This is a genomic window from Rhizobium sp. X9 (assembly GCF_018873185.1).
Lineage (GTDB): Bacteria > Pseudomonadota > Alphaproteobacteria > Rhizobiales > Rhizobiaceae > Agrobacterium > Agrobacterium oryzihabitans.
In genome coordinates this window covers 1,751,606-1,766,783 of record NZ_CP071312.1, presented here as the reverse complement: position 1 = coordinate 1,766,783, position 15,178 = coordinate 1,751,606, and the positions used below count along the sequence as shown (strand labels likewise).

Here is a 15,178-nt window from a genome sequence, read left to right as displayed (position 1 = left end):
AGAAAGAGCCACCAACATAAGGGCCTAGATTTTAGCTCAGATTCTGACTTGTCCCCCGTCCGTCGCAATGGTCTGGCCCGTGACGAAACCGGAGTCCTTCGAGCAGAGGAAGGAGACGACACCCACCAGATCCTCGGGCTCGATTACGCGGGGAATGGCCTGCTGCTTGGGGAGGTATTCGAAGATATCCTCGTTTACACCCCGCATCGTTGCTGTGTTCGTCAGGCCGGGTGCGATAACGTTGGCCGTGACACCGTCGGCGCCGATCTCGCTGGCCAGCGCGCGGGTGAAGCCGATGACGCCGCCCTTGCTGGCGATATAGGCCGTCATCTGCGGCGCGTTCAGCCAGAAGGTCGTGCTGGCGACATTGACGATGCGGCCGTATTTGCGCGCCCTCATGCCCGGCAGGAAGGCCTTGCTCATCAGGAAGGGGCCGTCGAGATTGACGCCCAGCACCTTCTTCCATGTGGCGAAATCCGTGTCCTCGAACGATTTCCAGGGGTAGATTCCGGCATTGTTGACCAGCGCCGTCACCGGCGGCAGCGCCGCCTCGACGGCAGCGGCGAACTGAAGCGTCGAGTCCGGCGAGGTCACGTCGACGACGGCCGAGTAGAACTTCCTCCCCTCGGCTTCCACGATGGCGCGGGTGGCATTGGCTTCGGCGACATCGGCAACGGCGATGTCGAATCCGTCGGCGGCAAGCCGTTTTGCATAGAACTGGCCGATGCCGTTTGCGGCCCCTGTAATGACGGCGGTTCCTTGGGTCATTGTACGTCTCCTTCGAAAATCGGGTTGAGAGGAAGACGTGTCGAGGGCTGGATGGCAGGCGGGCCAAGCCTCGCGATCGGCACGTGTAGTTTTGTCGGTTCAGCGGGAAAGGACATTCCCGCTGAACATGCCGCCCTTGAAGACCGGCGCGGCGGTGTCGGTGGTGAACAGCACGAGATCGGTGTCGACCTCAGCCTCGATCACCTGGGCCTTGTCGTCCAGCACCAGGCTTTCGCCCTCGACCAGAGTGGTTGTCCCGACCGATGCGCGGCCCGCGAAGACATACAGCAGCCGTGTCGCGCCGGAGACCGGCGCGTCGGGCAACGCCAATGAGCCGCCGGCGGACAGATGGCTGTCGTGTACCCAGGCGGCGGCTCGCAGTTCCAGCGGCGCCTCGCCCTTTGGACCAGCGATCAACCGCCACTCATCAAGGCTGACCTCCTCGGGGAAGTCATGGAACTGCACCATTGGTTCCAGATCCGGATCACGTGGGCGGATGAAGATCTGGAGGCATTCGATGTCCTCGGTTCCCGTCATCTTTTCTTCGTGCTGGAACGTGTGTCCAGCATTCATCAGCATCAGCCGGGTCTTCGTCAGCGCTTCCTCGTTACCGACCGTGTCGCGGTGCAGCATGGTGCCGGCCCGCATATAGGTCAAAATCTCATCATCGCGGTGCGGATGCATCGCGATGAATCCTCCCGGCCCGATCCGCGCGTGATCGATCCGACCGATCGCACCGATGCCGCTGTCGCCCTGACCAAGCGTCACACCGGGAAAGAGGATCTCGATCCCGAATGCCCCTGCCCGGTGCCCACGCTTCATGCTGCGATCGAGTTTGACGGGTAAGATTTCCTTGACGAGGGTCATTTCGCACCCGCCATTTCGGATAACGTCGGGTAATCGATATAGCCCGCGCCGTCGGGGCTGCCGCCGTAGAAGCTGCCGCGGTCGGGCACGTTCATCGCAGCACCGATCTTGAGCCGCTCGACGAAATCGGGCGTCGACAGGACAAACTGGCCGTAGGCTTCCAGATCGGCGAGCCCAGACTTCACGTCCGAACCGACGTTTTCGAGCGCACGATCAGGGCGATTGAGAATCAGCGCCTGATCCCACAACCTGCGGATATCCGCGAGCAGCGCCTCGTTTCCGAAGTGCATGATGTGGACAAAGGCCAATCCCAGCTTATTCAGTTCGCGCACGAGATAGCGGTAGAGGTCCGGCCCTTCCGCACCCTCGTCGAGGCCACCGAGCGTCGCGCCGGGCGAAAGGCGGATGCCGGTGCGCTCCGCGCCGATCTCTTCCGCCACGGCCCGGGCCACCTCTATGGCGAAACGGGCACGATTCTCAATGCCGCCGCCATAGGCATCGGTGCGAAGGTTGGCATTGGGAGCGAAGAACTGCTGGATCAGATAGCCGCTGGCCCCATGGTGTTGAGTTGCACTGAGAAGTGACCCGGGATTTTCATTGAGAAGTGACCCGGGAGGGCGTGGATGATGTACTGCCTGCGACGAGCAGGGTCAAGCGGGTGATTTGTCCTTTCTGGATTTTGGGGCGGCGGAACTGGCTCTGAAGCGGAAGCTGTCATTGCCGGTTTCAAGGATATGGCAATGATGCGTGAGGCGATCCAGCAGGGCGGTGGTCATTTTGGCATCGCCAAAGATACTGGACCACTCGCTGAAGCTCAGGTTGGTGGTGATAACAACGCTGGTCCGCTCATAGAGTTTGCTGAGCAGATGGAACAGCATGGCCCCGCCTGAAGGGCTGAAGGGTAGATATCCCAGCTCATCAAGGATGACGAGGTCGAGGCGCAACAGACGCTCGGCCAACTGGCCCGCTCTGTTTGCGGCCTTTTCCTGCTCCAACGCATTGACCAGATCGACGGTGGAGAAGAAGCGGATCTTTTTGCGGTGATGCTCAACCGCCTGGACGCCCAAAGCCGTCGCGATGTGGCTTTTGCCGGTGCCTGGTCCGCCGATCAGTACGACGTTGTCGGCGCTATCCATAAAGTCACCACGGTGAAGTTGACGCACGAGCGCCTCGTTGACCTCACTGACGGCAAAGTCGAAGCCTGCCAGATCCTTGTAGGCCGGGAACCGGGCTGCCTTGATCTGGTAAGCAATGGACCTGACCTCCCGCTCGGACATCTCCGCCTTGAGAAGCTGTGAGAGGATCGGAACGGCAGCATCAAAGGCTGGCGCGCCCTGCTCGATCAGATCACCAGCGGCTTGCGCCATGCCATACATTTTGAGGCCACGTAGCATGACAACCACAGCGGCGCTGGCCGGATCATGACGCATGGCGTAACGCCCTCAGCGTGTCGTAGCGTTCGACATCGGCAACAGGCTCCTGGGCGAGGCGCAGGGCCTGCGGGGCATCGATTGGGGATGCCGGTGGAGCCTTGCCATCGATCAGGCGGTGCAGAACATTGAGGATGTGGGTTTTGGTCGGCACCCCAGCTTCGAGGGCCAGTTCGACGGCGCTGAGCACAGCCTGTTCGTTATGCTGTAGAACAAGGGCGAGGATTTCGACCATCTCCCTGTCACCACCGAGCCGCTTGAGCAGATGCCCCTGCAGTTGCCGGAAGGCTTCGGGCATTTCGAGGAATGGCGCCCCATTGCGCAAAGCGCCAGGCTTGCGCTGAACAACTGCCAGATAGTGCCGCCAGTCATAGATCGTCTGCCCCGGCTTCTGGTGAGAACGGTCGATAATCCGGTTGTGCTCGCACAAGATTTGCCCCTCGGCCGCGATGACCAACCGATCAGGATAGACCCGCAGGCTCACTGGCCGGTTCGCAAAGGATGCAGGAACGCTATAGCGATTGCGCTCGAACGCGATCAGGCAGGTCGGCGACACGCGCTTGGTATGTTCGACAAAGCCATCGAAGGCCCGCCCCATCGGCATCAGGCTGATAATCTCAACGGCGTGCACATCGGCAACTGTGCCGGGGAGGACGCCATGCTGGATTTCTCCCCATTGTGCGATGCACCGCTCTTCCAACCAGGCATTGAGGGCATCAAGATCTGGGAAGTTGGGCATTGGCTGCCATAACCGTCGACGCGCATCCTGAACGTTTTTCTCGACCTGACCTTTCTCCCAGCCTGAGGCCGGATTGCAAAAATCCGTTTCGAACAGGTAGTGGCTGGCCATGGCAGCGAACCGCGCATTGACCTGTCGGACTTTGCCCTGGCCGATCCGGTCTACAGCCGTCTTCATATTGTCGAATATTCCACGCTGAGGCACGCCGCCCAGCACCCGGAAGGCCTGCGTCAGTGCGTCGAACAACATCTCGTGCGTTTGCAGCAGATAGGCTCGCGTGATGAACGCCCGACTGTGGGAGAGCTTGGTATGGGCCACCTGCAGCTTGGTAGGCCGGCCATTCAGAAGGGCGTAATCTTCACTCCAATCGAACTGAAAGGCCTCACCGGGCTGGAAGATCAGCGGTACGAATGTGCCGCGCCCACTGGTTTGCTTTTCATATTGGCGTTCGGTCTTCCACGAGCGGGCGAAGGCGGCAACACGGCTGTATGATCCCTCGTAGCCCAGCTTAACCAGATCTGCATGTAGCTGCTTGGCTGTTCGCTTCTGTTTGCGCGACTTGCCAGATTCCACCCGCAGCCACGTCGTCAGTTTTTCTGCAAACTGATCAAGCTTGCTCGGCCGTTTGGGAACCTTGAACGTCGGCTCCACCGCGTCATCGCGCAGATATTTGCGGATCGTGTTGCGCGATAATCCAGTCCGCCGCCGGATCTCGCGAATGGGGATGCCTTGCCGAAAATGCCAGCGGCGGATCACACTGAGTAGGTCCATGTCGATCACTCCGATGCCTCCTGACTGTCAGCCAGGGGCGAGGAAAACATGGGTCAATTCTCAGTGAAAACTTATAACCCTCCCGGGTCACTTCTCAGTGCAACTCAACAACGTGACTTCCAATCATAGCGCCCGCCCACAGTAACAAGGCCAGAATCTATCGATATGTCGTAATAGGCACCAGCACTGACGGCATATTTAGGTGCGGTAGGAAGCCTGTTATCTTCAAGATCTATTCCTTGCACTGGGATACCGTTGATGATCTTAGTGTCTGGCAAGAAAGTAGGGCGCGAGTCATCGCGTGAGAAAAAATCGTCAAACCTAGCATCCAACCAAGAAGCATTCAGATCGACACGAAAAGCTTGGACCGGGCGAATTTTCAGCTCCGCTTCAAAACCATTTATCGTCGCACGGGCCGCATTTGTGACTAGAACGACGGCGCCCACGGCCTGATTTACCTGTAAATTCTTATACTTCATGTGGAAGCCCGCCAGATTCGCCTGCAGGGCGCCCCCGAGATAGTTCCCCTTGAGGCCTATCTCCATATTTGTATTGGTCTCGGGGTTGAACGCAATCGCATTAGCAGCGGCAGAATACCCTCCGCCCTTATAACCCGTGCCGTATTTTGCGTAACCAGTGACGTTCGCATTCACCTTCAGCGAAGCACCTAACTCATATGTCGTACGGCTCCAGCTTTCGCGACCTGCGGCCGGAGACACGCCAAAATTGCTATAATTCTCGATTGCTTTCCGATCGCGAGAATAGCGCAGGCCCGCGAAAACGCGAAACGCATCAGAGATCTTGTATTGCGCCTGTCCGAAGGCGGCATAGGACGTAGACTTGAGCGAGGATGCACCAGCATCATAAACGACCGGACCCAGGACATCGAGAGGCGGCGGCAGGGTGCTGATCGGTATTGAGAAGGCCTGCGACGAGCGCTCATGGAAATAGTTCGCGCCGAGAATCAGGCCCAACGGCCGTGCTGGATCCGATGCGTAAATGAGCTCTCCAAACGTTTGCTTGGCGTTATTCAGCGCGTAGGTCGACGTGTGGTCGACAGCGGTACCGTCTCCATCCGTCAGGGTCTCAATGCGCGTCTCTCCATATGAGGCAGTCGCCTTGATCTGCCCCTGCCCTATGTCGAGCGTCGATATGAGCGTGGCAAATTTTGCCTCATTATTCTTGTAACCGTAATTGTTATAAACCTGACGCTTATCGAGATTGCCCAACGGCGTGTTCGCAACGACCGGAGGCAACACGCCGCTTGGTGTGCCCGTCAGCCATATAGAGGGACCGGCCCCCTTATCCTTCATATATTCGAGCGACAGCCTCGTGACGAACGCTCCCGTTCCAGCTTCGAGCTGGGCGCGAATGGAAGCGCTGTCCGCATCGTCCAGCCTGGACGGCACCGCACTGGAGCCCGAGGACGCAACGAGATTCTTGGTATAACCCTTGTTATAATTTTGGCTGAGCGACAGGCGTCCGCGCAGCCCCTCGACGACGGAGCCGCTGACATAGGCCGAACTGCGCACCATCGCGGGATCGAGGCCGAACGATGCTTCGACGCCATAATGAAGATCTTCCGTCGGACGTTTGGGGATGATGTTGATCGCGCCGCCGGTCGCGTTGCGACCGAACAGAGTTCCTTGGGGACCGCGCAAAATTTCCACACGTTCGACATCGTTCATTGTTGCCAGCGCCAACACCGATTGGCCGAGATAGACACCATCGGAGTGGACAGCCACGCCGGCATCCGAACCCGCCGCGAATTGGCTGTTGCCAACACCTCGGATCGCGATGTTGGCGTTGTTGAACGAGGTGCTGATCTGGATGTTCGGAGTGGAAGAAGCTAGATCTGCCAGGTTGGCGATTTGATTTTCCCTCAGCGCATCTCCGCCGATAGCCGTGACAGCGATCGGCGTGTTTTTAACACTGTCACTGCGGCGCGAGGCTGTCACGACGATTTCGGCGCTGTCTCCATCTGCATCAGAAATTGAAGATGCCGTTTCAGCATTACCCGATAGGGCCTGAGCAACTGACGGGCTTGCGAGACCCGGCAATATGATCGAAGCACTTATCAATAAATAGCTGCGCATGTCGGTCTTCCCCCGCTTAATTTCGCCTGTGTTGGATCGACAGGTCGTTCGGCCGAGGCAGGGCGGACCGCCCCCACCGTATCGGTCGGCAGTGCGCGTGATGAACCTATTCTCGAACTTCCATCGATCGATACAGGTATTATCCGGCCAGCACCTTTATGGCTTGTGCGCGAGCGACGTTTCAGTTGTGCTGAAGGGAACGTTAGCTTGAGCTGGGTCAAGGCGCGTCGTCTCTTGCCAGACTGCGGATCCTGACTCCTCCGCCATGGGCCGGAAGGGATCAGGCATGGACAAAAATCGGGTTGAAGCTAAGGCCTACACCGCATCAGGATATGTACGCGATCACGCTTACCTTGATCACCAACATTGTGATCGAGGCTGAACGCAACTGTCACGTCGGAAGCGCGCTGATCAAGAGGGGTAAGGTGCAGCCGTCGGAGATCCCTCGCCCTGCCACTGAGCTTCTGCACATCCATATGAAGCGCGACACGGTCGCCTGCTCCATCAATGATGGCGGCACGCAACGGCGCTGTTACGAAGCCCTGATTGATGATCTCGACGCTGAAGTCTCTCGCATCGCCGCATTTCGGTTGGAGCGGTAAGGGCTGGTGTAGGGCCGCGCTTACGCGCGCCTCCGGATTGATGGTCACGACGATATGAGCATCCTGCCCGAGCGCTTCGGACTTGTCATTGTGATGCTGGTGATGGTCCTGCGCGCCGGCAACCGAGGCCATGAGCAGGAGCGGCCAGGCGATCCACTTCACGTTAAGTCGCTTTCGGCGATGATCCGATCATAAGTCTGGCGCGCATGATCATATGCCGCGGCCGCGTCGGCCAGTTCCGTATCGCGGATCAAACTGTGCTTCTCATTCCAGAGCGCATCCACGCAGGTGCGTAGCCATTCGGCGCTACGCCGCGAAGCACGGATCGGTTTGTTTCCGATGGTGACGAATACGGGATAGGTATGGCCGGACCCAAGCACCCGCATTGCGATCCAGGAACTGCGGTCGATCTTCTCCTTGAAGGAGATCTGCTGGAGCGAGCCATCGGCAAGCATTTCCTGGCGTTTCACCGCCACGCCATTGACGATAAGCTCGACCGCTACCTTACGGCTGTTGCCGATCCGCGCATGTTCGATGTGCCACGGCTCTTCCGAGGCGTTCTGCACCGTCTCAGGCGATGGAGTCAGTTCGAGCATCGCGGCTATCGTGGCGCTCACCCTGACGTTACTAGCGCGGACAAATGCGAGGGGCTGCTTGCCACTCTCCCGCCCGTTCACCGTGAAATGTAGAAAATGCGTTCTGCCGTCACCCCAGTAGAGGTGGCCATTCTCAAGACCGTCCACCCAGGCGCTGTAACCCGCATCGTCCACTGGCCTTTGTGGCAACTTCACGTAGGTGCGTCCGATCCCCGGCCGAGAGTCGACCGAAGGCACGATACACGGATAATCCGTCTCGCCTGCCATCATCAGCGTGTAACCGCAGTTGAGCAGATGATACCACGCATTGAGCTCAGCAGCAGGGGGACCATTGCAACCTGCCAAGAAATCGACCGCGCCGTGGGTCACGCCAACAATCGCTTCGTTCGTGCCGACGCTGTTGAAAGTTGGAATTTCGTAATTTGGTAGAGCGTTGGTGCCGACTATCATACCAAATGAACAATGGGTGTATCCTACCAGTGCTCCTTGGGCTTTCGCCCATTTCGCCACCGGGAGATTCCAAGATGGCCAGTCCTCCACCGCGTGCGTACCAGGGTAGCTAAGCTCCTTAAGTCTCATCAGGATCAAATGCCCGGAAAGACTTGACGGAAAACCCGAGATCTCGAGATCGTAGCGGAGCATGCTCTCTCGATCTTTCGGCGTGGGCATGGGCTTCCAGTCTGCGTTGTTAGCAGCCTGCAGTTGAGGATGTTCGAGCCGCGCCTCGGGACTGATCGCAGCACCGGAAAAGAACTGCTTCTGGTAGGAATAACCTCCAGCCCAGGTTAAGACCTCGCCAACGGAGAGAGCTTCGCCTCTTATGTGACGGATCATCGTTTCAGGTGCTACCCCTTCGGTAGGCAACATATAATGAGCACAACCTGCGGCGTGGAGATGCGTGTCGCCAGAGTACCAGCCCCATTTCGCCGGATCGATCCATCGTTTGAGCCGCACCGCTATTCGTGCGTCGCTCGCCGAAACGCGAACGGTGGCGCGCTGCACCAGATACTCAGGCCCCCTACGGACCATTATATGATACTCGCCGTCTGGCAGGCGGACGGTCTCGCCATCGGCTCGATATATGTGGGGTTGAAACGCAAGGTCGGGTGCTAGGCGCATCACCTGGGGCGGATAGATATGCTTATTGGCGTCATGGATCATCAGCGATGCCATGCAGCCGACACCATCATCATCGAGGATCTGCAGCTGAATATCGCGAGATGGTTGAGAGACAAAATCGGTTACGAGCGGGTTAGCTACCGATGCGCGACTTACGGCCCCCCAGGTAGGATTGTCCTGCAAAATTCCTGCCCCAAAGCCCAACCTGCCCGTCTTTCTTCCCCGGTCCCTGCTGTAAATCGTGGCGATCTTGTACTCCACGACATTGCCGCTCAGCACTGGCGAAGCTTCGATTTGCGACATCAGCCACATTCGTTCGATGAGGGCTTCCTTTCGAACGGTATCGGCAAGATAGGCCTTCTGCTCAGCGGCGAACTTCGAGGCCTGTGGGAACATCCGCGCAGGCATCGCACTGCCGCTGTAAATTTCGAATGCCTGCGTTAGCGATGATGGGTTAGAGACCCTCACCAAGAACGCGGTCCATCCCTGCTCGACCAAATGGCGCTTCGCTCCGCCTAACGCAGCGGCGCCCATGCCGCCTTTGTCGAGCGTGACCCTAGCGAGTGTATAGCGCTCGAGAAGCGCCTCGGCGGCAATAACTGCCTCAGCATCTTCCCTCGAGAACAGACTCGCCAGCCTGGCCATATCCGCATCGGCAATCGGCTGCCCCATTGCGGCCAGTTGCTCGACCGCGCGTTTCACGCTCGCGAAGTACGGCTGCGGCTCAATTGCGTCAGTCGAGGCGAAGACAGGCCAATGGCTGGCGCCCAGCAGCAATGTTGCGCCTGCCAGAAGTTGGCGACGATCTGGTTTGAATGGTTGGTCCAACGTTTCGCCTTCCTGTTGAGTTGCACTGAGAAGTGACCCGGGATTTTCATTGAGAAGTGACCCGGGTGGGCGTGGATGATGTACTGCCTGCGACGAGCAGAGTCAAGCGGGTGATTTGTCCTTTCTGGATTTTGGGGCGGCGGAACTGGCTCTGAAGCGGAAGCTGTCATTGCCGGTTTCAAGGATATGGCAATGATGCGTGAGGCGATCCAGCAGGGCGGTGGTCATTTTGGCATCGCCAAAGATACTGGACCACTCGCTGAAGCTCAGGTTGGTGGTGATAACAACGCTGGTCCGCTCATAGAGTTTGCTGAGCAGATGGAACAGCATGGCCCCGCCTGAAGGGCTGAAGGGTAGATATCCCAGCTCATCAAGGATGACGAGGTCGAGGCGCAACAGACGCTCGGCCAACTGGCCCGCTCTGTTTGCGGCCTTTTCCTGCTCCAACGCATTGACCAGATCGACGGTGGAGAAGAAGCGGATCTTTTTGCGGTGATGCTCAACCGCCTGGACGCCCAAAGCCGTCGCGATGTGGCTTTTGCCGGTGCCTGGTCCGCCGATCAGTACGACGTTGTCGGCGCTATCCATAAAGTCACCACGGTGAAGTTGACGCACGAGCGCCTCGTTGACCTCACTGACGGCAAAGTCGAAGCCTGCCAGATCCTTGTAGGCCGGGAACCGGGCTGCCTTGATCTGGTAAGCAATGGACCTGACCTCCCGCTCGGACATCTCCGCCTTGAGAAGCTGTGAGAGGATCGGAACGGCAGCATCAAAGGCTGGCGCGCCCTGCTCGATCAGATCACCAGCGGCTTGCGCCATGCCATACATTTTGAGGCCACGTAGCATGACAACCACAGCGGCGCTGGCCGGATCATGACGCATGGCGTAACGCCCTCAGCGTGTCGTAGCGTTCGACATCGGCAACAGGCTCCTGGGCGAGGCGCAGGGCCTGCGGGGCATCGATTGGGGATGCCGGTGGAGCCTTGCCATCGATCAGGCGGTGCAGAACATTGAGGATGTGGGTTTTGGTCGGCACCCCAGCTTCGAGGGCCAGTTCGACGGCGCTGAGCACAGCCTGTTCGTTATGCTGTAGAACAAGGGCGAGGATTTCGACCATCTCCCTGTCACCACCGAGCCGCTTGAGCAGATGCCCCTGCAGTTGCCGGAAGGCTTCGGGCATTTCGAGGAATGGCGCCCCATTGCGCAAAGCGCCAGGCTTGCGCTGAACAACTGCCAGATAGTGCCGCCAGTCATAGATCGTCTGCCCCGGCTTCTGGTGAGAACGGTCGATAATCCGGTTGTGCTCGCACAAGATTTGCCCCTCGGCCGCGATGACCAACCGATCAGGATAGACCCGCAGGCTCACTGGCCGGTTCGCAAAGGATGCAGGAACGCTATAGCGATTGCGCTCGAACGCGATCAGGCAGGTCGGCGACACGCGCTTGGTATGTTCGACAAAGCCATCGAAGGCCCGCCCCATCGGCATCAGGCTGATAATCTCAACGGCGTGCACATCGGCAACTGTGCCGGGGAGGACGCCATGCTGGATTTCTCCCCATTGTGCGATGCACCGCTCTTCCAACCAGGCATTGAGGGCATCAAGATCTGGGAAGTTGGGCATTGGCTGCCATAACCGTCGACGCGCATCCTGAACGTTTTTCTCGACCTGACCTTTCTCCCAGCCTGAGGCCGGATTGCAAAAATCCGTTTCGAACAGGTAGTGGCTGGCCATGGCAGCGAACCGCGCATTGACCTGTCGGACTTTGCCCTGGCCGATCCGGTCTACAGCCGTCTTCATATTGTCGAATATTCCACGCTGAGGCACGCCGCCCAGCACCCGGAAGGCCTGCGTCAGTGCGTCGAACAACATCTCGTGCGTTTGCAGCAGATAGGCTCGCGTGATGAACGCCCGACTGTGGGAGAGCTTGGTATGGGCCACCTGCAGCTTGGTAGGCCGGCCATTCAGAAGGGCGTAATCTTCACTCCAATCGAACTGAAAGGCCTCACCGGGCTGGAAGATCAGCGGTACGAATGTGCCGCGCCCACTGGTTTGCTTTTCATATTGGCGTTCGGTCTTCCACGAGCGGGCGAAGGCGGCAACACGGCTGTATGATCCCTCGTAGCCCAGCTTAACCAGATCTGCATGTAGCTGCTTGGCTGTTCGCTTCTGTTTGCGCGACTTGCCAGATTCCACCCGCAGCCACGTCGTCAGTTTTTCTGCAAACTGATCAAGCTTGCTCGGCCGTTTGGGAACCTTGAACGTCGGCTCCACCGCGTCATCGCGCAGATATTTGCGGATCGTGTTGCGCGATAATCCAGTCCGCCGCCGGATCTCGCGAATGGGGATGCCTTGCCGAAAATGCCAGCGGCGGATCACACTGAGTAGGTCCATGTCGATCACTCCGATGCCTCCTGACTGTCAGCCAGGGGCGAGGAAAACATGGGTCAATTCTCAGTGAAAACTTATAACCCTCCCGGGTCACTTCTCAGTGCAACTCAACAGCCCGTGCTCCATTCTTCATCTTGGGATCGGAAAGCCGCCGTCCGCTTGTTCGCGGTGCGTGCCGGCCCCTGTCCCACGATCAGCAGTAGCTTGGATCAGGAATTAAATCAATCATACGATTTAGTTTGTGCTTGATGAATGAGCCAGACCGGTGGGCTGGCCGGTATCCGGTTTTAGCGCTGCCAGCATTTCGTTCAGCTCGGCGCATCAAGCCGCGCGATGGCGGGCAGCGCTGCGATACCTGAAGCCTCCGCGCTGCCTGCCCATCGGTCACGCCCGATCCTGCTTGGGCTGTGACTGGTTCGCGTCGGCCGCTGACAGGTCTGGAGCGGTTGACGGATCAGTTCGGTTTCGGATTGTGAACTGAATGCTCGTCGCAGAATCTGAGAAGTGCTGCAACCTGTTGCGAACCGGCTTCGATGCCGGTCGGATCGACGCCGACAAGAGTCACGACGACCTGGGCCTCTCCTTGCCAGTCGAGGATCGGAGCGGCAGCGGCGACCAATCCGGGAATGAAACCTCCGTTCACCGAGGCAAATCCCTGTTCGCGGATGGCAGCCCGCAGCATTTCCAGCCCCTCTGCCGTCGAAGGGGTGTCGGGTAGCAGGGAGGGGTTCCGCGCGGCGCGGCGCAACTCGGTCTCGCGGGCCTTATGTATCGCGCCCCTGGGCGCATAGGTGAGAAAGATGCGCCCCGTGGCCGAAGTCAGAAGCGGCAATGTGGTGCCAAGTCCGATAGAAGTCACCGTTGGCGACAGGCCGCGCTGCCAGCGGACTACCGTTGCGCCTTCATTGGCCCAGACCGCCAGTAGCACGGTCATGCCGGTCTGAAGCGCAAGCTCGGGCAGGCCGTCCGCTGAATCGTTTACGAAATCGTGCCGGGCAATGGCGGCCAACCCCAACTGCATGGCCTCCGGTCCAAGGTCATACCGCCCCGAGCGTCCCTGCTGCCTGACCAGCCCCGCAATGACGAAAGAGGCGAGGTAGCGATGTGCCTTGCTTGGCGGCATGTCGCAGCCACGGGCGATATCGGAGAGTGTCATCGGGCCTTGCTGCCTCGCCATGAAGGCGAGGACGCCAAGCGCGATATCCAGCGATTTCAACCCGTGACCAAAGTCCTCCGTCATTTCGTCTTCTCCAGCTTGTCGCGCAGTGCACTGATGTCTCCCGCGACAATACCGCCATTCTCCCGAATGAAAAGGCAACGGACCTCCCGGGCCTCGAAGGCCAGACGCGTGCCGACGCGGCCTTCGTAGACGAGGGTGACGCTCCGGCGTGACCATTCCGCGATGGAGACGCTGACGTCCAGCACGTCGCCGTCTCGAATTGCGCTGCGGAAGTGGGCCTGCGCATCGACGAGGCCAAGACCGGCGCTGCCAAGTTCTTTGCAAATCCCGTGGTGCCCGCCGAGCGGCCGCAGAAGTTTGTGAAAGGCGGCGTCCAACCAGCGAAAAACGTTTGGATAGAAGACGATACCAGCCGGATCGCAGTCTCCGAAGGTGACGTCGGTGGTCAGAACAACCGTCATGATGATTTCCTTTATATAAAACTCATTGCACAATATAGAAAAATAGCTTAGAGAACGAAGAACGTCTAGCGAATTTGGGGGGAGCCATGTCGGCACTGGGCAAGATCGAAATCCTCGGTGGTGGGCCGGGGGGGCTTTACACGGCCATTCTCATCCGCAGGCTGTTGCCGCACGTGAAGGTGCGGGTAACGGAGCAGAACCCGGAAGGTGCAACCTTCGGTTTCGGCGTGGTTTTTTCCGATCGCGCGCTCGATTTCCTGAAGGCCGACGACCCGGATACTCATGACCTCATCCTGCCGCATATGGAGCGTTGGCAGGACATGACACTCAACCTTCCCGACGGCCGGGTGACGCTGGACGGTGTGGGCTTTACCGCCATAGGGCGCCTTGAGCTGATCGAAATCCTGAAGGATCGCGTGCGCGACCTCGGAGTTGAGATCCGCTTCGACACGGTGGTGGAATCGCTCGATGCATTCGATGCGGATCTGGTGATCGGGGCAGACGGGCTGAACTCGCTGACCCGCCGCTCGCTGGAGGCTCAGTTCAGGCCGACCATCGAATATTTCGACAATCATTTCGCCTGGTTCGGCGCATCAATTCCCTTCGATACGCTGACCCAGACCTTCATCAGGACCGAAAAGGGGCCGTTGAGCGCGCACCATTACCGCTTCGCGCCGGATCGCTCGACGTTCATCGTCGAATGCGAGGATGCAACCTTCAAAGCCTTTGGCTTCGACAGGATGGACGAAGGGCAGAGCGCGAAGCTGTGCAGCGATCTGTTCAGCGAGACTCTCGGGGGCACGCAACTGATCACCAACAAATCCATGTGGCGCCAGTTCCCTCGGCTGTGGTGCGAAAGCTGGATCGCCGGGCGAAATGTCCTGCTTGGCGATGCGGTGCACACCGCGCATTTTTCTATCGGATCGGGCACACGTCTGGCGATGGAAGATGCCATCGCGCTTGTTCATGCGCTCAAGGATTTCGGCGACGTGGACGAGGCGCTTGCCCATTATCAGGCCACCCGTCCGCCGATTGCCCGCAAGATCGTGGACGCCGCCAATACCTCGGCAAGCTGGTATGAGAATTTCGGCGAAAAGATGCGCCTCGCACCGATGGATTTCGCGCATGACTACCTGATGCGCTCGGGGCGGATGACCGAAGAGCGTCTGCAAAAAATCGCGCCGAAATTCGCAGCGGATTACGCCAGATACAGCGCCGTAGCCGGCTGATCGCCTGACGGGGCGCTCAGGCGCCTGGCGTTCTCGGAACAATAAACCGGACGGGGAAGCGCGTATCGCACCCGTGCCGGATTCCACCGCAATATCTGGGAGG

The 15,178-nt window shown here is 58.9% G+C and carries 12 protein-coding genes and 1 pseudogene; 1 reads left to right on the top strand and 12 read right to left on the bottom strand.

Annotation, left to right across the window (positions count from 1 at the left end; genetic code table 11):
- Positions 1–36: 36 nt before the first annotated feature.
- The 12 genes and pseudogenes from JZY08_RS23060 to cehI all read right to left on the bottom strand — a co-directional run bounded on the left by JZY08_RS23060 (position 37) and on the right by cehI (position 13,846).
- A complete protein-coding gene (locus JZY08_RS23060) occupies positions 37–768 on the bottom strand; it encodes an SDR family NAD(P)-dependent oxidoreductase (protein ID WP_216331785.1) in 732 nt (243 codons plus the stop codon).
- A 99-nt stretch (positions 769–867) separates the two neighbouring features.
- Positions 868–1,635 (bottom strand): pirin family protein, encoded by a 768-nt coding sequence (locus JZY08_RS23055; protein ID WP_253204095.1) that lies wholly within the window; start codon positions 1,633–1,635, stop codon positions 868–870.
- Positions 1,632–2,195: pseudogene (locus tag JZY08_RS23050) on the bottom strand (alkene reductase); the annotation flags it as partial. The gene JZY08_RS23055 and the pseudogene JZY08_RS23050, both read right to left, overlap by 4 nt.
- 90 nt (positions 2,196–2,285) lie before the next feature.
- Positions 2,286–3,065: an IS21-like element ISRsp3 family helper ATPase IstB gene (gene istB, locus JZY08_RS23045; RefSeq protein ID WP_006955904.1), complete on the bottom strand. Its 780-nt coding sequence runs from the start codon at positions 3,063–3,065 to the stop codon at positions 2,286–2,288.
- Complete coding sequence (gene istA, locus JZY08_RS23040; protein ID WP_032490240.1) at positions 3,055–4,575, bottom strand: IS21-like element ISRsp3 family transposase; 1,521 nt, start codon at positions 4,573–4,575, stop codon at positions 3,055–3,057. Before istA (JZY08_RS23040) ends, istB (JZY08_RS23045) begins: the two co-directional genes overlap by 11 nt.
- 104 nt (positions 4,576–4,679) lie before the next feature.
- A complete protein-coding gene (locus JZY08_RS23035) occupies positions 4,680–6,671 on the bottom strand; it encodes a TonB-dependent receptor (protein ID WP_032490242.1) in 1,992 nt (663 codons plus the stop codon).
- Positions 6,672–6,979: 308 nt separating this feature from the next.
- Positions 6,980–7,435: a hypothetical protein gene (locus tag JZY08_RS23030; RefSeq protein ID WP_054944279.1), complete on the bottom strand. Its 456-nt coding sequence runs from the start codon at positions 7,433–7,435 to the stop codon at positions 6,980–6,982.
- Positions 7,432–9,816, bottom strand: a complete 2,385-nt coding sequence (gene cehA / locus JZY08_RS23025) for a carbaryl hydrolase CehA (RefSeq protein ID WP_032490241.1) — start codon at positions 9,814–9,816, stop codon at positions 7,432–7,434. Before cehA ends, JZY08_RS23030 begins: the two co-directional genes overlap by 4 nt.
- Before the next feature lie 102 nt (positions 9,817–9,918).
- A complete protein-coding gene (gene istB, locus JZY08_RS23020) occupies positions 9,919–10,698 on the bottom strand; it encodes an IS21-like element ISRsp3 family helper ATPase IstB (RefSeq protein WP_006955904.1) in 780 nt (259 codons plus the stop codon).
- Positions 10,688–12,208 (bottom strand): IS21-like element ISRsp3 family transposase, encoded by a 1,521-nt coding sequence (gene istA / locus JZY08_RS23015; protein ID WP_032490240.1) that lies wholly within the window; start codon positions 12,206–12,208, stop codon positions 10,688–10,690. The genes istB (JZY08_RS23020) and istA (JZY08_RS23015) overlap by 11 nt, the downstream gene beginning before the upstream one ends.
- A gap of 451 nt (positions 12,209–12,659) precedes the next feature.
- Positions 12,660–13,445 (bottom strand): IclR family transcriptional regulator, encoded by a 786-nt coding sequence (locus JZY08_RS23010; protein WP_216331784.1) that lies wholly within the window; start codon positions 13,443–13,445, stop codon positions 12,660–12,662.
- On the bottom strand, positions 13,442–13,846 hold the full coding sequence (cehI, locus tag JZY08_RS23005; RefSeq protein ID WP_216331783.1) for a gentisyl-CoA thioesterase: 405 nt from the start codon (positions 13,844–13,846) through the stop codon (positions 13,442–13,444). Before cehI ends, JZY08_RS23010 begins: the two co-directional genes overlap by 4 nt.
- 86 nt (positions 13,847–13,932) lie before the next feature.
- On the opposite strand from cehI, the gene cehH reads away from it, so the two are divergent.
- A complete protein-coding gene (cehH, locus tag JZY08_RS23000; protein ID WP_109614505.1) occupies positions 13,933–15,075 on the top strand; it encodes a salicylyl-CoA hydroxylase in 1,143 nt (380 codons plus the stop codon).
- The last annotated feature ends 103 nt before the right edge of the window (positions 15,076–15,178 follow it).